19 protein-coding genes and 1 tRNA gene are annotated in these 20,773 nt (G+C 56.7%); 6 read left to right on the forward strand and 14 right to left on the reverse strand.

Features of this window, described 5'->3' with window-relative positions; translation table 11 throughout:
* Nucleotides 1-91 precede the first annotated feature (91 nt).
* Nucleotides 92-2,014, forward strand: coding sequence for an alpha-galactosidase (locus EPN93_02560; protein ID TAL38978.1), 1,923 nt, complete (start codon nt 92-94; stop codon nt 2,012-2,014).
* A gap of 24 nt (nt 2,015-2,038) precedes the next feature.
* On the opposite strand, the gene EPN93_02565 is transcribed toward EPN93_02560, so the two are convergent.
* The 5 genes from EPN93_02565 to EPN93_02585 all read right to left on the reverse strand — a co-directional run bounded on the left by EPN93_02565 (nt 2,039) and on the right by EPN93_02585 (nt 8,059).
* Nucleotides 2,039-3,355 carry a fucose isomerase gene (locus EPN93_02565; protein ID TAL38979.1) on the reverse strand — a complete coding sequence of 439 codons (1,317 nt, stop codon included), beginning with the start codon at nt 3,353-3,355 and terminating at the stop codon, nt 2,039-2,041.
* A 56-nt stretch (nt 3,356-3,411) separates the two neighbouring features.
* Nucleotides 3,412-4,431 (reverse strand): hypothetical protein, encoded by a 1,020-nt coding sequence (locus tag EPN93_02570; protein ID TAL38980.1) that lies wholly within the window; start codon nt 4,429-4,431, stop codon nt 3,412-3,414.
* Between the two features lie 256 nt (nt 4,432-4,687).
* Entirely contained in the window at nt 4,688-5,680 is a 993-nt protein-coding gene (locus tag EPN93_02575; GenBank protein ID TAL38981.1) for a transketolase family protein, read from the reverse strand.
* Nucleotides 5,638-6,507, reverse strand: coding sequence for a transketolase (locus tag EPN93_02580; protein TAL38982.1), 870 nt, complete (start codon nt 6,505-6,507; stop codon nt 5,638-5,640). The genes EPN93_02575 and EPN93_02580 overlap by 43 nt, the downstream gene beginning before the upstream one ends.
* Nucleotides 6,508-6,856: 349 nt before the next feature.
* A complete protein-coding gene (locus tag EPN93_02585; GenBank protein TAL38983.1) occupies nt 6,857-8,059 on the reverse strand; it encodes a hypothetical protein in 1,203 nt (400 codons plus the stop codon).
* Nucleotides 8,060-8,490: 431 nt separating this feature from the next.
* Here EPN93_02585 and EPN93_02590 point away from each other — a divergent pair, with 431 nt between their 5' ends.
* Complete coding sequence (locus tag EPN93_02590; GenBank protein ID TAL38984.1) at nt 8,491-8,916, forward strand: hypothetical protein; 426 nt, start codon at nt 8,491-8,493, stop codon at nt 8,914-8,916.
* Nucleotides 8,917-9,396: 480 nt separating this feature from the next.
* Complete coding sequence (locus EPN93_02595; GenBank protein TAL38985.1) at nt 9,397-9,828, forward strand: hypothetical protein; 432 nt, start codon at nt 9,397-9,399, stop codon at nt 9,826-9,828.
* An 86-nt stretch (nt 9,829-9,914) separates the two neighbouring features.
* Here the strand turns inward: EPN93_02595 and EPN93_02600 are convergent, their stop codons facing one another.
* Together EPN93_02600 and EPN93_02605 are read right to left on the reverse strand one after the other, a co-directional pair.
* Nucleotides 9,915-10,214: a hypothetical protein gene (locus tag EPN93_02600; protein TAL38986.1), complete on the reverse strand. Its 300-nt coding sequence runs from the start codon at nt 10,212-10,214 to the stop codon at nt 9,915-9,917.
* 357 nt (nt 10,215-10,571) lie between these two features.
* Nucleotides 10,572-11,576, reverse strand: a complete 1,005-nt coding sequence (locus tag EPN93_02605; GenBank protein TAL38987.1) for a PAS domain S-box protein — start codon at nt 11,574-11,576, stop codon at nt 10,572-10,574.
* Nucleotides 11,577-11,840: 264 nt separating this feature from the next.
* Here EPN93_02605 and EPN93_02610 point away from each other — a divergent pair, with 264 nt between their 5' ends.
* Nucleotides 11,841-12,059, forward strand: a complete 219-nt coding sequence (locus EPN93_02610) for a hypothetical protein (GenBank protein ID TAL39122.1) — start codon at nt 11,841-11,843, stop codon at nt 12,057-12,059.
* Nucleotides 12,060-12,119: 60 nt separating this feature from the next.
* On the opposite strand, the gene EPN93_02615 is transcribed toward EPN93_02610, so the two are convergent.
* The 7 genes from EPN93_02615 to EPN93_02645 form a co-directional block, all read right to left on the reverse strand.
* Nucleotides 12,120-13,181 carry a tetratricopeptide repeat protein gene (locus EPN93_02615; GenBank protein TAL38988.1) on the reverse strand — a complete coding sequence of 354 codons (1,062 nt, stop codon included), beginning with the start codon at nt 13,179-13,181 and terminating at the stop codon, nt 12,120-12,122.
* Nucleotides 13,181-14,278: a M23 family metallopeptidase gene (locus EPN93_02620; protein ID TAL38989.1), complete on the reverse strand. Its 1,098-nt coding sequence runs from the start codon at nt 14,276-14,278 to the stop codon at nt 13,181-13,183. The genes EPN93_02615 and EPN93_02620 overlap by 1 nt, the downstream gene beginning before the upstream one ends.
* A 3-nt stretch (nt 14,279-14,281) precedes the next feature.
* Entirely contained in the window at nt 14,282-15,436 is a 1,155-nt protein-coding gene (hflX, locus tag EPN93_02625; GenBank protein ID TAL38990.1) for a GTPase HflX, read from the reverse strand.
* Nucleotides 15,417-15,878: a DUF192 domain-containing protein gene (locus EPN93_02630; GenBank protein ID TAL38991.1), complete on the reverse strand. Its 462-nt coding sequence runs from the start codon at nt 15,876-15,878 to the stop codon at nt 15,417-15,419. Before EPN93_02630 ends, hflX begins: the two co-directional genes overlap by 20 nt.
* Nucleotides 15,856-16,596: a hypothetical protein gene (locus EPN93_02635; GenBank protein TAL38992.1), complete on the reverse strand. Its 741-nt coding sequence runs from the start codon at nt 16,594-16,596 to the stop codon at nt 15,856-15,858. Before EPN93_02635 ends, EPN93_02630 begins: the two co-directional genes overlap by 23 nt.
* A gap of 123 nt (nt 16,597-16,719) precedes the next feature.
* Nucleotides 16,720-17,955 carry a PorV/PorQ family protein gene (locus EPN93_02640; GenBank protein ID TAL38993.1) on the reverse strand — a complete coding sequence of 412 codons (1,236 nt, stop codon included), beginning with the start codon at nt 17,953-17,955 and terminating at the stop codon, nt 16,720-16,722.
* 104 nt (nt 17,956-18,059) lie between these two features.
* Nucleotides 18,060-19,238, reverse strand: coding sequence for a hypothetical protein (locus tag EPN93_02645; GenBank protein ID TAL38994.1), 1,179 nt, complete (start codon nt 19,236-19,238; stop codon nt 18,060-18,062).
* A 145-nt stretch (nt 19,239-19,383) separates the two neighbouring features.
* Here EPN93_02645 and EPN93_02650 point away from each other — a divergent pair.
* Together EPN93_02650 and EPN93_02655 are read left to right on the forward strand one after the other, a co-directional pair.
* A tRNA-Asn gene (locus EPN93_02650) sits at nt 19,384-19,456 on the forward strand.
* Between the two features lie 264 nt (nt 19,457-19,720).
* Nucleotides 19,721-20,704, forward strand: a complete 984-nt coding sequence (locus EPN93_02655; protein ID TAL38995.1) for a TetR/AcrR family transcriptional regulator — start codon at nt 19,721-19,723, stop codon at nt 20,702-20,704.
* Nucleotides 20,705-20,773 lie beyond the last annotated feature (69 nt).

The following is a 20,773-nucleotide window of genomic DNA, read 5'->3' on the forward strand; positions in this document are numbered from 1 at the left end:
CGAGCTTGAGTCGATACGATATACGATAGAGCAGTTGGCAGCAGAAAGACGAGCGCTTAAAAACGCCTCGACCTGACCCGGAGGGCCTCCCATGCAAAGCGTCCTTTTCTCCAGGATTTTCGATGAAGCCGTCGTCACCGTGCACTACAAGAGCGGCATCTGGACCACGTCCGAGGTGCTGCAGCGGCATGGCAGCTCCCACAGGGGACGCTATTTCACCGTGGAGATCGAGAGGCGCAAGCAGGAGTATCACCCGGTGCTTGCGTGGACCGCGAACGCGCCGCGCTACCTGTACAAGATGGAGATCGCCTTTTTCGGAGAGATTGCCGGGTCATGGAGCTTTTTTAAGAACGGCTACCAGTCCTGGACGGTCACGCGCAGTTACCGTCCCGACGAAACGCCCCTCAAGCCCAGGCGCCCGTGGTACCTTCCCATGGTCAATCCCGTCGCGAAAATGCAGGACAACATGAACAACCTGCCGTCGGGCCGCCACGGAGAAATCAGCTCCGAATCGTTGGTGGTGCTCAAGAACATGGAGAACGGCAAATGCGACTTTGCAGGCGTCGCCGGCGACTTCAGGGATTTCGTATATTTCCGCGCGAACCTTGAATCCGGGGGAATAACGCATTTCGCGATTACGTACGATCTCGACAATTTCGAGCTTCCCATGGGCGCGGGCAAGCGCGCGCTCGAGCCGCTCCATACCGCGTTCGGCGACGAGGAAGTCGTCCTCGAGGATTACTGCGAGGATATCCGCAAACGAAAAAATCCGCCCATCCCGAAAGACGTACCCGTGGGCTGGTGCTCGTGGTATTACTACTTCACGGAAATCAAGTACGCCGACATGCTGGCCAACCTGGAGGTGTGCAAAAAGAAGAAGCTCGCGCTCGACTACTTCCAGGTGGACGACGGCTGGCAGTTGAACGTGGGTGACTGGCTGGAGATGAGGCCCGAATTCAAGGACAGGATGAAGCATCTCGCCGACGAAATTCACAAGGCCGGATACAAGGCGGGGCTATGGCTTGCCCCCTTTGTGGCCACGATAAAATCGAATATTTTCAAGCGCCACCCGGACTGGTTTATCGTCGACCGAAAATCCCTGATATCGCTCGGGAAGAGTTACGCCGGATACAATCCCAACTGGGCGGGATCGATATTCCTGGGACTGGACCTCACCAACCCGGAGGCGATGGCGTACGTGCGGCGGGTCATCCATACCGTGGTGCACGAATGGGGTTACGACGTGATCAAGCTCGACTTCCTGTACGGGGCCGCGCTTACCGGTCACTGCCGCAACAACCGCCTCACACGCGCGGAGCGCCTGCTGGAGGGACTGCACGCGATACGCGAGGAGGCGGGGGCGCATACCTTCATCCTGGGCTGCGGTATTCCCATGATGCAGGGGATCGGAATCGTCAATGGGAACAGGATTGGTGAGGACGTCGCCCCCAACTGGATCGACCCGGACGACATCAGATGGGGCGGGGAATCGCACGTGGGCACCAGGAACGCCCTGCGCAACACCCTCAACCGTGTGTTCATGCACCGTAAATTCTGGCTCAACGATCCCGATTGCCTCATGATCCGGGACACCGATACGCAGCTTACCGCCGCCGAGCGCTCGATGCTCAGGGATGTCATCTGCGTTTCCAACGGGATGCTCATCGTTTCCGACGACATGGGAAAACTGCCGGACGCGAAGATCGAGGAGATCAGGGACGCATTCACGCTCTCGCGCGCGCTCGCGAAGGGCAGGGTGTACACACTGGGCGTCATGGATGCTGCGCACCCGTCATGGCTCCTCAATACCGCGGGAGCCCTACTCGCGATGAATTTCGCGGACGACAGGCGCGCCGTAAGGCTCGACCTGGTCCAGCTCGAACGCATCCTTGCGCGCAGTAAGAAGAAGCTTCCCGCCAAATTCTCGGACGGGGCGGGAAAGAAGTATACGCCCGCGAAGCTCGAAGCGGGTGTGGAGCTGGAAGCGCACAGCGCGCTCCTGCTGCGATTCTAGACGGCTGCCGGGACGGGGGGTCGATCAGGAAATCACCCTCCATCCCTTGATCCGGGAAACGATCTCGAACGGCCGGATGAACTCGCCGTACACCACCGATGCGTGATGCGCAATCCCGTTGTAGATCACCTTACCGAGCACGTCGCACACCGGCTCGTCGAACACCGCCTTGAGATAGGTCCCTTTGAGCTCCTTCTTCATGGGGACCGCCTTCGCACGCATGAGCAGGGTCCGATACTCCCGGTCCGCGGAATCCAGGCGCAGGATGCTGAGATCGCCGCTTTTTAAGACGAAGTCCGCGGTGACTCCCTTGCCGGTGGCGAAATAGGGATCAAGGGAACGCACGCATTCGCTGTCCCACAGGCCGCAGGGCGCCACGCCGCAATGCCAGAACAGCGCGAAGTTCTCCTCGAAATTAACCTGCGAGAAATCGAACAGGAAGGGTGTGCCGGCGCCCGCGGCCCGCTGCGCAAGCATCGACAGCGCGCCGTCGATATCGCCCTCGCAGGCCAGGATCCTGTGCTCCCCTTGAAGAAGCGACATGGCGGCGCAGGGCGCTATGCCGAAATCCGCGGCGAACTCCGGCCAGCAGCGCAGGGCGAGCGCGTCAAGGCCGTGACGGTCCTGGAAGCCCGCGAGCTTGACCGAGAGCCGGGCGACCAGGTCTGCCTGCGATTCAGTAATCGCCGAAAGGTCGAAGACGTCTGCAAGCGATTTTCTTCGTGCGGCGACGTCGCTATCCGCCGCCGGAAAATCGAAAATCTCCCTCAGCTCGAAATGGTCTATGATCACGCCCATCTGGCGATGCGCCAGAGGCTCGTCCACGCTCATATTGAAGAATCCGTGAGCGTGGGATCCGGCGATCCCCACGCGCGCGCGTTTGAGCGCGACGATCACGCGGACGGCGTCTACCCAGTCCGTGTCGATCGCGTCGCCCGTCACCGCGTGGTAATCGCGGATTCCCGCCTTGTAGAGGTTGGACGCATCCAGGTTCACCCCGCACACCGAGTTCAGCCGGATCTTGCCCCCGTCGTAGGGGAGCTCGTTCAGGCCCCAGAGGAGGACAGGCACCCTGGTCTCATTTTGAATTTCGAGCAGAAGATGGCCCAGGTGAAAGGTTCCGCTGATGCACACGAGGGCATCGATCGCGCGCGACGCGAAGATGCGCGCCGCCTTCCGCGCGTCCTCGACCTCGAAGACCAGCCCGGGAACGATTACCAGGTCGACCTCCGGCAGGCCGGCCAGGTCGCGCCTGATGCGCTCGAATATTTCCGCCGCGGCGTTGAAATCGAAGGTCTTGCGGGCAAGGCAGACGATGCCAAGGGTAATTTTCTGCTTCATGGCCGGCTTGTTCTCATGGTTTTAATAGGTCGCATACGTCACCGCCGGGGGCGCTCTCAGTCTTCCAGGCCAAGGCGCCAGAGGGCGGTCCCGGCCAGTCCTTTTTTTTGGGCGAGCACGGCCAGCAGGCGTCGCGTTTCGGCATCGGAGAAGTATACCCTGTGCGTCCCGGCGGGACCCTGGTACGAGTACGTGATCGTTCCGGACGAATCCCTCTTCCCTGAGTACCGCGAGGATTCCGCCGCGGCATCCCGCGCCGCGATCACCTGGGCCCGTCCCCGTGGAGGCCAGGCGTATCCGTACGCGGGGATTCCCAGCCAGGTTCGCGCGGAGGGAAACACGCGCGCCACGCGATCGATGTTGCGCTCGGCCCACTGGAGCGAGGTGACCGGGCCTGGGGACGTATCGGCCCGATTAAGGTCGTAACACATGAGCACGATCTCGTCGAGATGCTTTCCTATGAGTGAAAGGTCGTGGAATTTTGCCCATTTCTCGGGGAAATCGACCGGCGGAAAGATCGCCATGCTCAGGCGTACGGCGCCCTCGGATGATAGCTTTGCGCGGGCGAGGGCCAGGAATTCCGCGAGGCGTTTCGCGTGCTCCGGGGGAATGTACTCGAAATCGAAATGGATGCCCTGGAGGCGGTGCTTCTCAAGCAGCGCGGCCAGTCGAGCCACGGCATTCTCCCGGGCCGTTTCCGATTTCAACATCGCCGTGCCATCGGCGGCCGACGAAAAGGTGACGAGGGGGCAGATGCTCTTCGCCCCCGAAATTCTTTTCAGGAGCGCTACATTCGCCTCGCTCGTGACGAGGTCGCCCCTTGCGTTGAGATAGTACCCGGTGAGGCAGATAACGTCGTAGCGCGATGCCGCAGATTCGAGATAGGCGGCGTCCGCGGACGTGTCGAGCATTCCGCTCATGATATAGGCCCAGGATTTTTGCGCGCCGGGGTCCGGTTCGCGTCCGCGCGAACAGGTGATAAGGAATCCGGCGATGAGACACGCGAAGACCGGGATCGCGCGCAGCGCGAAGCGCAGTGTACGCCGGCACATGGAACTCTGCGGCGCGCTCGGCATTTCAGCCCTCCTTTCCCGGCTCTATCTCGCGGATTTTATACAGACATATCCCGGGAAACTGCATCCCGTCCTGCTCGTAACTATTCCCGGTCACTACTGCGAAGTTCATAGTGGAGTTGTTGCAAAACTGTCATTTCGACCGCAGGGAGAAATCTTAAGGCGTATGCGGGGCAAAGATTTCTCACCCGAAAAAGCCGGGTTCGAAATGACAATAAGAGAAAAGCAACAAGTCACACACCCGTTCGCTCTGCGGGATTCACTTCTTCGCGCGTACGAGGGAGCGTACCGCCTCCACGATATGCTTCACACCGAACCCGTGCTTGTCGAACAGGTAGTTCTCGGTCGCGACCTCGCCGAATTTATCGGGAATGCCGAGGCGCCTGACCTTCACGGGGTGATGTTCCGAAAGCGTTTCGCACACGGCGCCGCCCAGGCCCCCGATTATCTCCTGGTTCTCGACGGAGACGACGGCGCCCGTTTTCTTGGCGGAGGCGACCAGCCCGTCTACGTCAAAGGGCTTCACGGAAGGGAAGTGCAGTATATCGGCCCCAATCCCTTCTTTTAAGAGCTCGTCGGCGGCCTTCACGGCGAACTGGGTCATGTAACCGGTCGCGACGATCGTGACGTCGCCCCCCTGGCGCAGCCGCACCGATTTCTGGGGATCGAAAACGTACGTCTCGTCAAACAGCGCGGTGACCTTGGAGCGCACGAGCTGCATGTAGGTGGGCTGCACCGCCGCGGCCATGTACTTCATCATCGCGTGCAGCTCGAACGGGTCACAGGGGCTGTAGACGTGCATGTTGGGCATCGCGCGCATGATCGCGAGGTCCAGGAAATCCATGTGGGTCCCGCCGTTGGGCCCCTGGGTGATGCCGGGCGCGGTGCCCACGATCTTGACGTTGTTGTTCGCGTAGGCGACGCTTATCGTTGCCTGGTCGTACACGCGCCGCGAGGCGAAGCAGGAGAACGTGGCGCAGAAGGGAATCTTCCCCTCGTTCGCGAGACCCGCGGCGATGGAGATCATGTTCGCCTCCGCGACGCCGGCGTTAATAAAATTTTTCGGATGCTTGTCGCACACCACGGGGTTCGTGCCGCTCGCCTTGGAAAGGTCCGCCTCCAGGCACAGGACGTTCGGGTTCGCCTCTATGAGCTCGTTGAGCGTATGGGCGTATACCATGCGCATTTCCATGCTTTTATAGTCCATCGTTATACTCCTCTGCAGTAGGGTAAATCGTAGCGGCAGCCGCATCCTTCAAGGTATTCCTCCCATGTCTTACCGTCCGGAATCTTGATGTTGTGGCTTCCCACCTTGCCCTCGACGAGCCTGTTGCCCTTTCCCTTGATCGTGTGCGCGATGATCATGGAGGGCTTTCCCGTGACCGCGACCGCGCCGTTGATCGTCGTAAAAAGCGCGTCCCAGTCGTGGCCGTCCGTCTCGAAGACCTCCCAGCCGAAGGCCTTCCACTTATCGGCGAGGGGCTCCAGGCCCATGACCTGGTGGGTGGTCCCGTCTATCTGGAGCTTGTTGTAATCGCAAATGGCAACCAGGTTATCGAGCTTGTAGTGGGACGCGAACATGGCGGCCTCCCATACCTGGCCCTCGTCGCTCTCGCCGTCGCCCACGATGCAGAACACGCGGTGACCCTTGCCGTCGAGCTTCCCCGAAAGGGCGAGCCCGCATGCGCACGAGAGCCCCTGTCCCAGGGAGCCTGCCGTCATGTCGATGCCGGGGGTCCGTACCTGGTCAACGTGGCTGGGGAGCCTCGTCCCGTCAAGGTTCAGGGTGGGGAGCCATTCCTTGGGGAAATATCCCTTCTCGGCAAGGGTAACGTAGAGCACGGGGCCCGCATGCCCCTTTGAAAGCACCAGGCGGTCCCGGTCGGCCCAGCGGGGCTCTTCGGGGCGCACGTTCATGATCCGGTAATACAGGGTAATTAATATTTCCACGAGGCTGAGCGCGCCTCCTATGTGGCCCGATCCGGCGCCACAGATCATATCGGTGATGACGAACCTGAACTTCTTCGCGAGCTCGTCGTACTCGTCGCGGGCGAAGCCTCCTGGTGCGGTTGCAGACATGTGAATCCTCCATGGTGAAAGAATGAGCTTGAATATGAAGATGAGGGCTAGGCTCTCATGGCAAGCGGAATATTGTCACACAGAAAATGGGCATCGTGTAAAGCGACTTTTTTCGGGATGCACTGATTTTCGAAGCAGGGATATGTCGTATCTAAGATTCGATGAATTTGAAGTGCAGTGTGCGCGACGAGGAGGATCCGCCTATCGGGGAGCGTTCGGCGGGCGGCGGACCGGTATGACTTCTGCCGGGGAAGGAGTCATATCGGTCCCGGGGATTATTCAAATACCCATAAAGGGCCGACCCGGCCGTTCCTATGGCATCTTCGCGGAATAGTACGGTCCCGTAGTATTAAAGAAAACTCGTGCGCAGTGTAACCCCTCCGGAATAGCTGAATCCTTCCACATTCACCTTCGCGTATCCTATGGGATGATACCCGCGGCTTCCCTCGACGAAGACGGCGAAATTGGGTGCGAACGCTATCTCGATACCGGCAAACCCTACAACCCCGTACGTGTTTTTGGAAAATTCGTAACTCTTGACCCCTGGGCCTTTGGGCGGAGTTGCCGTTTCCACGAAATTCTGGTACTGGAATGCGGCACCCGCATACCCTTGCCAGAGTATTCCCAGGCGGTAATACCCGCCTATAAACCTGCCGCCCAGGAATCCCCCGGTCGCCACCAGGCTGTAATCCTCTAGGGCGGGAAACAGTTTATCCTCCAGGACCATCTTTTTATTCGTCAGGTTGGTCCCATTTCCATAGGTCCGGTGTGAAATCCTAAGCATGAGATCAAAGCCGTTGCCGAGCGGCGAGCGGAAGGTCGCGGGAAACCAGTCGATCACTATCATGTAGGCGTCTTCCGGCGGCATGGATTCGATCGCCATTCCTTTTTCAAGCGTGGATGAGACGATGGCGGTTCTGCAGTATCCCACCCTCAAAAGGGATGTCCGCGATTCGATGTTCTTCCTGCGTCCCGCGACGACTCCGCTTTTACCTTCGCCTGCGCGCCATGCGTATTCGCGCTCCTTTTCTTCCGCCTCGAACCTGGCAATACCGGAGGCATCGCCGGTTATCAGGAAGGACCCCATAAGTTTGGATACCTCCTCCAGGTAATCCCTTTCCCTGAACTTAACCGTCTTCACTCGCGCAAGCTCTATCCTTCCGGTTGAGCGATCCAGTATTTTCGCGGTGATGTAGAACAGTCCGTCCACGTTCGAGACGGTTCCATACACGATGTAATCGGTCTTTATGTTCTCCATGAGTTTCTTGATGCAGGCGTCATCGTAGCACGCGTCCAGGCTCATCTTGAGCTCTTCCTGCGCGATAACCTGTTTTACCTCGTCGTCCGAGGTGATGAAGAACGTTCCCTGTTCAATTATTTTTTCGGAGATGTAGTCCTTGATGTGGTTCCCAACAGGATCGGTCAGCGGGATACCCTGGACAATGCCGAAGGGCTTGATGTAGATTGCCTTCTTATCGGCGAGCGAGGGGAGGGTCAGGAGCAACAATAACACCGGAGTCACTATTCCAACAGCCTTAAACCTCGTACCCATTTTCGATACCTCCCCGGAAATCGAGCGAAATTACACTAAACGCATTTATAGACCCGAGTGGGCCTTTTTTGTGTCCATATGTCAATTGTTAATTAGTAAAAAATTGTTTTTAAGCGTTCGAATTTGACACTCTAGCATGTTCTTGGGACGTTCGGTTACCGGGTGTCCCAAATTTAATTGGGATAAGTTAGTATCCGAACACGTAAGGAAAGTGGAATAGACGCTAATTTTAGTCTAATGTGACATAACGTATATTATCGGAAGTTGCTGAAATATGTTTTGCTAAACGGTTGATAAGGAGGTAGGACCACATGGAAAACAACAGTGAACCACGGTGCCGGCGTGTTTGGAAGTGGCGCGGTTACGATTTACGCCCATGACGCAATTTATAACGCTATGTTCGACACTCAAATTTCATTCGAGGTAGCGTCATGAAATATATACCGAATACCGAAATCGAAATACGCTTCATCGCGGCACTGAAAGCGTTCAAGCTGGAGACCGGTCTTTCCGGCCTTGAGTACGTCATTTCCAGCACGTACCGCCCCGGCGAACAGAGCGAACACGGAAAGCCAGGCGGCGCAATGGACGTGTATTTCATGATCCATTCAGAGAGCGGCCGGAAGGAATTCGCCCCCCTGTCTGTCTATATCGATCTTTTCGCCTTTCTCCTGGATAACTGGGAGGGATACGCGGGCCTCGATGCGTTCAACGATCAAATACACATTCACCTGGACATGAGGCCGGACAACGTTTTTTTCCTGGAAGATAAAGGCTATGCCTTCGCGGTCGCTAACAACCGCGCGGCCCTGCTCCTGGAAGTCGCGGACTATCAAAAAAAAAGCGCGGGGGTCTGATGCTCGCGGGCCTCGCGCTCCTGGTCGTGTGTCTCCCCGTCATCGCAAGTATACCGCAACGTCAGATCAACTAAGTGCCCTGGGGTCCGCACACCCTGGGGCGCTCCTCTTATTGTGGTTTAGGGTTTATCTTTTCCTCTAATTTTCTTGTAAAATAATTATTTCTGTTATCAACATAATTTGGTAACATGTTCGTGTAGATTATTTATCAATGGAGCATGATAATGAAATTGAGTAAAAAACAGCAGGATTATGTATTTAAAAAATTAAACTCATTTGGGCCGCCGCCGACCTGCTCGATTTGCCATACAAAAGATTGGACAGTATCGGATACCATATTCGAGTATCGCGATTTCAACAAAGGGAGATTGTCGGGAGCAAGTATTCTATATCCCGTAATTCTTCTTACGTGTTCAAAATGTGGAAATACGTATAGCTTAAATGCAAATATTCTTGGTATTGAATAAGCCGGGGTGAAGTATGAAAAAAATCAAAGATATAACCAGACCGAGCATTTTATTTGAACCAGTAGTTCAGGGCGAATACCCCATCACCGAAACGGATTGGAATCGATTAAAAGAAATGGTGAAAACTATTAAACCAGAGAATAGAGTATTCAATTTTATATCCGCATTGTGTTTCGGGGTATTTGGTAATTCAATTTTCATGATTTTGTCTTTGTGTTTGCTAGAAAAATTACCACCTTGGATGATTCCCACATCCGTTGCGACAGCATTCGTGACCATAGTACTTGGTGTTGCGTTTTTTAAACTAGACATGTCACAAAAAGTTTATACTTCGAGCTCATCAAGTGCTGTTGTGCAGGAAATGGATAGATTGGAATCGCGTTTTGAAACAGGCATAAATATCGAACAAAAGCCTGAGGATTTACTTTGGGGGGATTACAGTTAGCTAAATAATGAAAAACCTGGCGGGGATATTATCCACCGGCCGGGCCTCTCGGGCGCCTATAGCTTTGCGCCGTTAAGCCGTTGCCGTCAAGCCTTTTTCTCGACGCCCCCGCCGGTGAGCGCGCCGACAACGGCCGCGATGTCCAAGTCCCCGGACTGGAATTTCTGCAATAACGCCATTATCCCCGCGGTGGGGTCCGTCGACGCGACTGGCTGAGGAGCGGCGGCGACGGCCGCCTGGAGGCGATCCCGTTCCGCCCGGACGATTTCCAATTCTTTTTCCATGCGCCCGATGTCTATTCCCTCGCGGCGGCCCATATCCTTTCTTTCCTCCCTGGTCTTCATGACGTCGATCTGCATGGCGAGGGCGTCAGTGGGAGAACACATGCATACTTTACACAATTTTGCCTTAAAACCAGCAACAATCCCATCTGCCACTGCTTGTCGTCGAGAGCATTCGGTCTTCCGGAGGCCCTTTTCCATGGCGGATATCCAGAAACGTTGTCCCGGTGTAAGCTGCGCGATGATCAGGAAAGTCTTCGCCGATTTAAAGAAATCCGGTGAGATCAAGCCAATAGTCCGCGGCCCCGGGGCACAGTGGGTTAAAAAGGGGTAATTTTTTTAATAAGGGTAAGAGAAAGGGTAATGTTAACATTTCCCTCACCTCATGCCTTCCCGCCCAGCCCTGTACCTACTCCCAGCATGACTGATACATCAGTTTCCTTATCTCTTATATAGCCTTCTTCACCTCAACCTTTCAATCGGGTCGTCCGTCATCAATTCCGGGTACAGCCTCTGTTCGCACTCGGGGCAGATTCCATGCGTGAATTTCGCTTCAATGCGTGCGGCCAGGTAGTGCTCCACGTCCTCCCAGGTGCCGTCCTCGTTCTTCACCCGCTTGCAGTGGGCGCACATCGAAATGACCCCGCACGCGTCCACCTTCGCGAGCGCGTCCCCGAGGTAGCCAAGGGTTTCCTCAACCTCGCGAGTCTTCAGGTCGAGCTCCGCCTCGAGCCGGGCCACGCGGTCCGCGAAATCCGCGATGGCCCTGTCCTGTTCCAGCATCCTCTGGCGCTGCTGGATGATCTCGGTGACGTCCTCAACGCGGTGGATGATATAGCGCACCTCGTTCTCATGGCCCATCACCGGGATGTTGACGGGGCTCCAATAGCGCTCCTCGACGGGACTTCCCGCGCTCCTGTTGATGCGGATGTCGTATTTACGGACCACCATGACGTCGGACATGCGGGTTTTCCGCACCCGTTCAAGCGATGCGCTCAGAACCTTCATGATGCTTCCAGGCTCCTTCTCGCGGCCGTTACCGAACAGGACCTGCGCCTTACGCCCCATGATGTCGTGCCGCGAGGTACCGGATGCACGCAGGTATTCCTCGCTCGCGGCCACTATCCGGAGGTCCTCGTCGAACACCAGGAACAGGCCCGGGGCCGATTCCAGCAATTTTTTGTAATCGGGCTCCATCGCGGGGTCGATCGCCCTGCCCCTGGCCGAAACGGGGCGTGCCACTGCCTGGAACGCTCCCTGGACCGCGGCGCCCTCACCGCCGTAAAACAACCTCCTGTCCGGCCCCCTGCGCCTTCCGCCGGGCGCCCGCACCGGGTCGGCGCCGATATTCACCCAGCCGGTCGAGCGCATGAAGCCTTTGATCTTATTCGAGGCTATGAGCCCGTCCAGGAGAAAGGGCTCCACTTCTTTACGGACATTGTCATGAAACATTACTTGTATATTCATGGTTATTGTCACACTCCCGTTTCGGTTGTGCGCATATGTCGAGGGTTATTGCAGTAACGCTGCCGCCGTTTACGTTTCAACTTGGAACCATAATAAGGAAAAATTTATTTGGATTCAATCCGCGCCCTGTTTTTTCCCGGAAAATATGTATTTTTGTTATACAGGATTATCAAGCGCCGTTCCGATACCGCGGACGTTCCCGGGGGAGCCGGTTCCGCCGGCAGGAACGCATTATCGGACGGCGAGACGGGGGAAGATGAATACATGAGTATCGATATACTGGAACAGAGTGAGATCATACTTCAATCGGTGATTCACTGCCCGGTGTGCGGTTTCGAACGCGAGGAAACCATGCGTACCGATTCATGCCTGGTGAACTACCTATGCGCCTCGTGCGGCTCGATTTTACGGCCCGCGAACGACGACTGCTGTGTGTTCTGTTCGTTTGGCAGCGTGAAGTGTCCCCAGAAACAGGCGCAATGAGCCGTGCGCGGGTGACGGGTTCGGCCGCGCGGATTTGAAGCCGCGACGCCCTATGAGGGTTTATTCGTTTTCGCTGTTCTTGAGGATGTAGCGCGCGCGCTCGTGTCCCGGCTCCAGTTCGAGCGCTTTTGTCGAGTAGTGGGCCGCCTTTTTCATGTTGCGATGCTTGTAGTAAAGCTCCGAGAGCATGACGAGCGCGTCCACGTTGCCGGGCTCCAGTTCCGTCACGGTGACGAGGTGATCGCGTGCCTTCCGGTCGTCGGGCTCCTCGCTGCGGCTGTAGAAGGTTCCCAGGAAAAAGTGCACGTCGGGGGCGTTCGGATACAGGGCCAGGGCCTCTTTTGAATACTTGATGCCCTCCTTGATATACTTCTCGCGAAGGTCCGCCTTTATGTAGGAAAAATACGCCTCCCGGTATCGGGTCTCGGAAAGGCTCTTCAACAGGGCGAACCGGTCCTCCTTGTCGTACAGACGCGAGATGCTCTTATACGCTTCGCTGAGCTCCTTGTAGGCGAAGGGAAGCATGTCGTCCTTCAGGTAGCGCTGGCCCAGCCTCAGGTGCGCCTCGGGATTTCCGGTGTCCAGCTCCAGGGCGCGCTTGTAGCTCGCGATGGATTCGGCGTCCTGTCCGGTCTCCCGGTGGAAATCGCCCTTCGCGTTGTGGATGTAGGCGTCCTTCGCCTGTGCGCCCTCGGAGCGCTGCACGACACGGTCACCCTCGTTCGCGAACCTGAAATTACCGAACGCGAGTATCATGGGACCCAGCGACATGGAGTTGAACACGGTTTTGACTTCCATCTTAGCGATGATCAGGTTGTTTTCGTTTACGACATAAAGCTCATCGCCCGCCTTGATGCCCTCGTCGGAATAGAGCCGCGCGGAGAGCTTCGTCTTGCCGCGCGCGCCGCTCGATACGCTCTCGATGTCGGTCATCTCGCTCGTCGATATGGAAACGATCTTCCCTACCTCGACGCACTCCCAGCCTATGGCGTCGGCCTCGTGGTACAGCGCGCGAAGCCGCCTGCCCTCCCCCGGAAGCTTCATGAGGGACGCGGCGCGCGCGTCTGCCAGGGCGCAGGCGAGGTAAATGAATACGGCGATGATGGAAATGAACGGTCGCATCAGCGAATGAACCTCAACGGATTGAGGGGGGTCAGATATTTCCTAAGCTCAAAATGGACGTGCGGTCCCGTGACCGCGCCCGTCATGCCGGAGAGCGCCACCTGCTGTCCCTGTTTCACCTCGGCGCCCGCCGCGACGGTGTTCTGCTTGTTGTGCGCATATACCGTAATATAGCCGCCCGGATGGCTCACGACCACCATGTTCCCGTACCCGTCCTTCCACCCGCTAAAGATCACGCTTCCCGCGGCGGCGCACATGACCGGCGTGTCGATCGGGACGTAGATATCCACGCCGCAATGGAATTGCGGGCGCCTCGTGAACGGATCGAGCCTGTTCCCGAAACCGGAGGTGATTCCCCCGCGGACTGGCCACGCGAGCGCGATCCCCAAACCCGCCGCAGGCTTCGATACGGCGACAGCCGCCTTTGCCGCGAGCCTTTCGGGCTTGCGTGCGTCGGGTATGAAAATCGTCGTATTGGTCTTAAGCACCATGCTCTTGTTCTGTTCCTGGATGGAGCGCGGGGTCACACGGTAGGTACCGGAGATGGACTTGATCGTTTCGCCCGGTTTCACGGTATGGCTCACCCCGTTGCGGTTGGGAACCATGATGACGTTGCCCGGGGCGAGCATCGCCGGCGTTTCGATCTCGTTCGCCCTTATGATAAGCCGGTGGTCGACGCCGTATCTCTTCGCGATGGTCCAGAGGTTGTCGCCCTTCGCGATACGGTAGTTCGTGAGGTGCCAGCGGGAATCCTTTTCCTTCAGCTCGGCGAGCACGGTCCGGGCGGCGTGCGCGGGAGAGTCGACCTGCGTATCGGACCCCCCGTCCTTTTCTTCCGGCCCCAGCGAGGCGATGGTGTCGTCGAAGGACTCGTCATAGATTATCTGCCCCTCACCCGCCTCTTCCTCGTCCTCGCGCAGGGGGTTTTCGGAGAACATGCTCAGGCCGTTCATGATGACAGCCTGTTCCAGGGCGGCCATGCCGTCGTCGGGGGATTTCTTCTTCGCCCCCCCCGCCACGATATTCGTGTACAGGGCGAGAAGGAGCAGGACCGCGATGAATGCGATGGTGGCAAGGGTGAAATGACGACGGTTCATGCATTAATCATCGGATCGAGGGGGGCTCTTCTTTACCCGGAAAACGCTGAAACATTCGTAAAGCGAGGCCAGTCGCGTTCGGAGCTCGGGAATCCCCTCCCCCGTCACGGCCGAGCCCACGATGCAGCCGGGAAAGCGCTCGGCGATGTGGAGCGCGCGTTCGTGGTCGGCGAAACGGTCGGCCTTGTTCAGGAAGAGGACACACTGCTTCTCCCCGGACCCCAGGTGCGCGAGCTCGTCCTCGACCACACGGATGTTCTTGTCCAGGGTGGGCGCGGTGATATCGGCCACGTGGATGAGAAAATCGGCGTTGTTGATCTCCTCCAGCGTCGACTTGAACGACTCGATGAGGTTCGTGGGGAGGTTGGTGATGAATCCGACCGTGTCCGTGAGGAGCGCCTTCATGTCGTCGGCGATGTGGACGGACCGCGTGTACGCGTCCAGGGTGGCGAAAAGCCTGTCCTCCACGAAGAGGTCGTCGCGCGCGAGAAAGTTAATGAGCGTGGACTTGCCGGCGTTCGTGTAGCCCACCACCGCGCCGCACACCGAATCCGCGCGGGATTTCCGCACCCTCGCGCGGTGCGCCGCGATCGTTTCCAGACGGCTTTTGAGTACCGATATTCTCCTGAGCACGTGGCGCCGGTCGGTCTCCAGCATCTTCTCGCCGGGCCCCCTGGTGCCGATACCGCCCCCCAGCCGGGAGAGCACACCGCCCAGCCCTTTAAGCCTGGGGAGGATGTAGCGCAACTGCGCGAGCTCGACCTGGATCTTCGATTCGGCGCTGCGGGCGCGGCGCGCGAATATGTCCAGGATGATCTCGGTGCGCCCCACGACGCGGATCTTGAGGATTTCCTCCATATTGCGTATCTGCGCCGGCTTGATCAGGTTGAGGTCGAACACCAGGAGCTTTATCCCGGCGGCCTCCACGGCAGCTTTGAGTTTTTCGAGCGTCCCCTTTCCCACGAGCGAGGAGGCGTCCAGGCGGTCCCTGCGTATGACGCGCGTATCGACGATGATAGCCCCCGCGGTCCTCACCAAGTCACGGAGCTCGTCCAGGGAGTGCTCCACTTCGTGCGAATCCTGCTTCCCCAGCCGGATCGCGACCAGGCAGGCGCGCTCTTCCGCCGATGACGGTATCCTATTGACCGAGGCATCCATCTATGTGCACCCTGCATCCGCGCGTGATCCCGTTTCTTTCGAACCATCCCGCGTTCACCTCGAGCGCGTACATCGCCGGGTTGCGCGACGGGTACGTGAGCGTATCGTCCAGCGGCTTCATGTCGTAAATTTCCCTGATGACCCCCCTGCGGTCGATGTAGGCGATGCTGAGGGGAATATGCGTGTTTTTCATCCAGAAGGCAAGCACCTGTTCGTACTCGAAGGCGAAGAGCATGCCGGAGGCTTCGGGAAGGTACCTGCGGTGCATGAGCCCCAGGTTCCGCTCCTCCGGCGTGCGTGCGATCTCCACGCCGAGCGTTATCCGCTCCCCGCGCGCGTTGACGAGCACTAAGTCGCAGGTGCCCGGTGCGCCTGCCGCTGCTGTCTGGAACAGGAGTACAAGGGTTAACGCGAGGGGGCTAAAACGCATCGTTGTATTCAATCCGGATGATCCTGTTGGCAGGCTCCCGCGATTGAAGTAAAATGTCAAACTCTATTGCAAGATGGCCCATGTACGAATAGCGCATACCCAGGTTCCACAGCCACTCGTAGGCGCGCCTGAAATTATAATAGATGCGCTCGCTCTCGGCCTTGAAAATAAAGTACTGTCCCAAAGGAACGTCCAGTCCCACGAAATAGGCGGTGTCTTTGGGTACGTAGTGCGGCTGGGTGGGCGTGCGAATTCCCACGCTGATATGCTGCTCGTCGTTCAGGAGGTAAATGGGTTTGGTGACGACAAAGTACGGGCCGTAGATCATGCGGTTGAGCTCGTTGTCGGCGTTTTCGGTCCGCGCAGCCTCGCCGATGTAGAATGAATCGTACCCTGCCGCGATCGATATGGGAAAGGTCTCCCACCCGTCGGTGAACTTGAGCTTGGCGATGACGCCCGGCACGTTCGGCTTGGGTTTGTCCTTCCCTATCGCGTTCTGCATGTCGAACGAGACGCCCAGGAAGAGATTATTGTGGAGGCCAATGAAGGTCTTGAGTTCCATGCCCCCGTTGTCGTAGCCCAGGAAGGAAACCTGGTAGGTGCCCTTCTCGATCGTGAAGGCGGTGGGCGAATCGATTTCGACGGTGTTGCGGATGTAGTTCTGGGCGAACGCGCCGGCCGGCGCCATGAGCAGGATCGCGATAAGGCACTGGACGCATGTCGTTTTCATGAAGTGGCAGACCCGCATTCGATAGATTCGTACTCTTCTTGAGTATCGGAACCTTGCGGGCGGGAGATTACTTTCTTTCCCCCGGGAGCCGCGACTGGACGTCAAAAAGCGTTCGGCCTCTTCTCATCTGGTTTTCTTGCGCTTCTGTTCGACTTTTTCATTTTCCAGCTGGAGTTCCCTGAGCTCTTCGAGCTCGAGGATCTTCTGTTTCACGTTTTTATGGTACGGATTGTTCTCGGCGCAGTCCTTGAACGCCTCGATTGCCGAGTCCAGGTCGTTCTGGATGTAGTACCGGATGCCCTTCTGGTAGAATTCCTCGGCCTTGATCTTGTTTTCCACGGTGATAACTTTAGGAATGAGCTTGACGGTGACCGTAAATGAGTAGACCGGACCGAACACCCTGGTGTCCGTATACGAGGTGTCCACCTGGAATGCCACGTTCTTCACCGCGTAGTTGAACCCGAACCCCAGGCTGTACTTCCCCTGGATATCCGTCACCTTGTTGTCGAGGAACCGGTACCCCGCCCGGAACGTCAATATTTCCAGATAATTAAGCTCGAACCCCGTGAGCACGCGCAGTCCCTCATCGAAACCATAGGTGAAGTCGTACAGGTCGGAAGAATCGATGAAGTACTCGGTGATGTCCACGTTGACCCCGAACCATTTCGTGAGATAGTACGAACTCCCGATCCTCAGGGTCCTGGGCAGCGGATCGTTCTTGACCTTGGTGCCCATGTTGAGAAGCGAAAGCCCCAGGGAAAGGTTCCTGATAGGCGCATCGAACGGCGAGTACATGTACAGGCGCTTGAGCACGCCCACGTCCACTGCCGCCGCGTGCACGGTTATGGGGCCGATGCGCTGGTACAGGTATTTGACGGAGCCCCCCACCTCGACGAAGCCGAGCGACTGTCCGTAGGCCACGGTCATTGCCGAATTGTAGAATTGCACGTCCCCGACCTTGTTGCCGTCTATATCGATCCTGTCGAACGGCGGGACCCAGAAGAGCGAGTTGGAGAATCCCAGGAAGCCCTGGTACACCGGCCACACGAAGCTGAAGTTCTCGAACCGGGAATCGAGTATGAGGTCCTGGTGCATTACCGCGAATTCCGGGTATTTCATGGTGCCCAGCCCGGCTGGGTTGTAATATATGGAGTTGATATCGCCGACCGCAGCGGTGAACGCTTCCCCCATGCCAAGGGGTCTGCTTCCCACCCCGAGTTCCAGGAACGCCGCACCCGACGTGCCCACGGAACCCGCCGCGAACAGCGACCGGCCTCCCCGGGACAGGGACAGCGCCAGGGTCATGCACGTAAGGGCAATAACGGTCAGACTTGTATATTTTCTCATAATTGCGCGCATCGACCGATCCGCTCCCCGGCCCCCGGACGCACCGGTACGAGAATAGCCGAACCTGAACGACTATTCAAATATTTACTGGTAATTTCTACCCAGTGGGCAAGTTTTTATTTAAACATAAGCTCCCGGACAAGGTCGATACCCGTTTCGTCCCCGCCCGTTCCCGGGAGTTTGACGACGATCACGCCCGGTTGTACCTGCTCCAGCCGCTGCACTTCCAGATCGAGCATTATCTTGTCCGCCGGAGACGCCAGAACCAGTATCCTGGCCCGGTCGAGGCGGCAGATTATCGAATTGCCGGAGAGCCTTTCATTCAGCAGCGCGTAAAGGTACACGGCAAGGTGGTACGATTCGGGATCGTGACGCAGGATTTGCAATTCCACGGTGACACACCTCCTGGCCGCGACCCGCGCCTTCTGGAGGTATTCCAGGATATAATAGGTGTTCTGAACCGTTCCCGGGTTGAGCGTCCATTGCCGGCGGATTTCGTCATGGGTGTACATGAGCAGCGCGGGGGCAAGTACCGCCCCGATGGAGGAGCGTACCTCGCCCGGGCTTTTGTCCGGGGCGCCCTGCCGGTACCAGATCATGAGTATGGGCGAGAGGGATTTGTCCTGGAATCCGGTTTCCGCCGCGGGGCCCTGTTCTCCCAGGAGCGGCGCGTAAAGATTGTGGAAGCTGTTTGCGTAAAGCGCCCAGGAGTTCCCCTGGAGAAATCCGAACCGGGACGCGAGCGCGTCGTCGGCGGCGATGTCCTCGCGCTTTACGAATATTCCATCCGCCGATTCGCGGAGCATCCGGTATATGCCGTCATGCACATCCAGGAAGAGGGAGTATATCTCGACATCGCTTATGGTATTGATGACGGGGGTGAAGCACTTGCTGCGCATGTTATAGGCGAGAATGCAATACGAATGTATCCCTATCCCGTCCAGGCCGTCGCGCAGCACCGTTCCCAGATCCTCGCTCGTGATGGCCGACAGCGCCGCGTAGGTGGAGGCGGAATCGGTTCCCGCGCGCCCGGGAAGGTTGGCCACGTGGTAAAAGAGCATGTGGAAGCGCATGATGAGCTCTTCCTCGGAAAGGGAATCGACGTCATCGTCGATATGGGGGGCCGACTCCCGTGCGTTGATCTTGTTCACCAGGTCGCGGAGTTCTGGATTGAAGGTTTTCTCTCTCAGGAAAATAGGCGCGGTATCTTCCGGGGCCGTATCTGCGCCCTCCCCCCCCGCGCCGGGCGCGGGGCCGCCCGTCACGATGAATTGATCGTCCAAGTGATCGCTCACAATATGCCGCTATTCCTTTTTTCGCAAAGTGTGCGCGTTCAAAATTAATTAGGCAAGATAAAATCAAATTTGCGGGAAAAAAGTTACAAAAAGTATTGACACGGTTCCGTTACTCTTGCTAAGAAGTAACCCACTCGGAAACCATTCCCCTGTAGCTCAGTTGGTAGAGCAAGTGGCTGTTAACCACTGGGTCGCAAGTTCGAGTCTTGCCGGGGGAGCAGGGGCGGACGTTATCGAACTCACGATAACGTCCGTTTTATTTTTATTATATTCCCCTTCATCAAGCAGCTTCTCTGAATTACACTCATTTAAGCAAAACCTTCCCGTCCTTTTCTTTGTGGTCTATTGCAATCAAATTTGCCTTTTTAACCTGCCACTCACTGGGTGTGTAAAAAAATAATTGACATTTATATGCCTATGCAATAAACGGACGCACTAGTACGTCCGTTTATTGCATAGGGGCCTCACGAGGATGGGAAACGATGAACAAAACAGACACGGAAATGAAAATTCGGGTAAGCTTCTATGGCAAAATAGGAGAGTTCTTTCAGCCGGACGGTAATTTTGACAGAGCACGCTTCCTGGTACGCCTTGGGCGTTCGCTGGAAGATGTCAAAAAGAAGCACAAGACGGAAAAAACCTATAAACGGGCCGGGGCGGAGTGGCTTTCCCGCTACCTGAATGAAGTACTCGTCTACCTTTTTGAAAAGGGAATGGCCGGCGCGGCTTTAGATTTATTCAGGTCGGCAATTTCTGAGGCGAAGAATCGGATGCTGGATCCCATCGCCGTCGCTCCGGCATTCCTTGAAAACATTATCGCTTTGGGGGAGTCGCGTGATGAAAAAACAAAAAGAACGAATCCATCGTGGGACAATAAACGGAAAGCAATTTTTAAGGCCGCGTTAAATGTTTTCGAGCGTGACGGCTACCCTAAATCGACGATGGACGCCATTGCGGCGGGCACAGGGATAGGCAAGGCATCGATATACCGTATGTATAAAAACAAGGAAGCCCTGCTGGATGACATGCTTCAGGAAAAATTCAACGAGATAGCCGCGGAAATAAACAAAATCCATTCGCAGGAAAGCGACGTGCTTGGGCAGATTCAGGAAATGGTTTCATACTGGCTCTCATTCATCACTGATAACTATACGGTGTACACGCTTATTCATAATGAGAAGAATTCCGCGGGGGTGAGCAATCGCATGCTGTTTTATGACCATATAACAGCCAATCTTCCCATGTTCAAAGAAAGGATCGTCGCCCTCAATAAAGAGAATAAGCTGAAAACCATTAACTTCTACACGGTATTCTATGGGATTTTGGGATATATCGACGGAATCGTCGTTAAATGGCTCAAAGATGAAAGAGCGTATGACCTGACGGGAAAATCCCTGGAAATACTGGATGTCATTTTTACCGGCATCCTGACCGGTGACAATGGTGCAGGAAAACACCGACGATGAGATAAAGCAACTTTCCGCGCACGCACGCTTTCTTCTTTGCTGGAAAGCGTTAAAAATATTAGAGGAGGT

Source organism: Spirochaetota bacterium, assembly GCA_004297825.1.
GTDB lineage: Bacteria > Spirochaetota > UBA4802 > UBA4802 > UBA5368 > FW300-bin19.

Bases quoted from the DNA above. Each gene is read 5' to 3' on its own strand.
- EPN93_02560 (TAL38978.1), top strand. From the start codon at position 92: ATGCAAAGCGTCCTTTTCTCCAGGATTTTCGATGAAGCCGTCGTCACC.
- EPN93_02565 (TAL38979.1), bottom strand. From the start codon at position 3,355: ATGAAGCAGAAAATTACCCTTGGCATCGTCTGCCTTGCCCGCAAGACC.
- EPN93_02570 (TAL38980.1), bottom strand. From the start codon at position 4,431: ATGCCGAGCGCGCCGCAGAGTTCCATGTGCCGGCGTACACTGCGCTTC.
- EPN93_02575 (TAL38981.1), bottom strand. From the start codon at position 5,680: ATGCGGCTGCCGCTACGATTTACCCTACTGCAGAGGAGTATAACGATG.
- EPN93_02580 (TAL38982.1), bottom strand. From the start codon at position 6,507: ATGTCTGCAACCGCACCAGGAGGCTTCGCCCGCGACGAGTACGACGAG.
- EPN93_02585 (TAL38983.1), bottom strand. From the start codon at position 8,059: ATGGGTACGAGGTTTAAGGCTGTTGGAATAGTGACTCCGGTGTTATTG.
- EPN93_02590 (TAL38984.1), top strand. From the start codon at position 8,491: ATGAAATATATACCGAATACCGAAATCGAAATACGCTTCATCGCGGCA.
- EPN93_02595 (TAL38985.1), top strand. From the start codon at position 9,397: ATGAAAAAAATCAAAGATATAACCAGACCGAGCATTTTATTTGAACCA.
- EPN93_02600 (TAL38986.1), bottom strand. From the start codon at position 10,214: ATGTGTTCTCCCACTGACGCCCTCGCCATGCAGATCGACGTCATGAAG.
- EPN93_02605 (TAL38987.1), bottom strand. From the start codon at position 11,576: ATGAATATACAAGTAATGTTTCATGACAATGTCCGTAAAGAAGTGGAG.
- EPN93_02610 (TAL39122.1), top strand. From the start codon at position 11,841: ATGAGTATCGATATACTGGAACAGAGTGAGATCATACTTCAATCGGTG.
- EPN93_02615 (TAL38988.1), bottom strand. From the start codon at position 13,181: ATGCGACCGTTCATTTCCATCATCGCCGTATTCATTTACCTCGCCTGC.
- EPN93_02620 (TAL38989.1), bottom strand. From the start codon at position 14,278: ATGAACCGTCGTCATTTCACCCTTGCCACCATCGCATTCATCGCGGTC.
- hflX (TAL38990.1), bottom strand. From the start codon at position 15,436: ATGGATGCCTCGGTCAATAGGATACCGTCATCGGCGGAAGAGCGCGCC.
- EPN93_02635 (TAL38992.1), bottom strand. From the start codon at position 16,596: ATGAAAACGACATGCGTCCAGTGCCTTATCGCGATCCTGCTCATGGCG.
- EPN93_02640 (TAL38993.1), bottom strand. From the start codon at position 17,955: ATGCGCGCAATTATGAGAAAATATACAAGTCTGACCGTTATTGCCCTT.
- EPN93_02655 (TAL38995.1), top strand. From the start codon at position 19,721: ATGAACAAAACAGACACGGAAATGAAAATTCGGGTAAGCTTCTATGGC.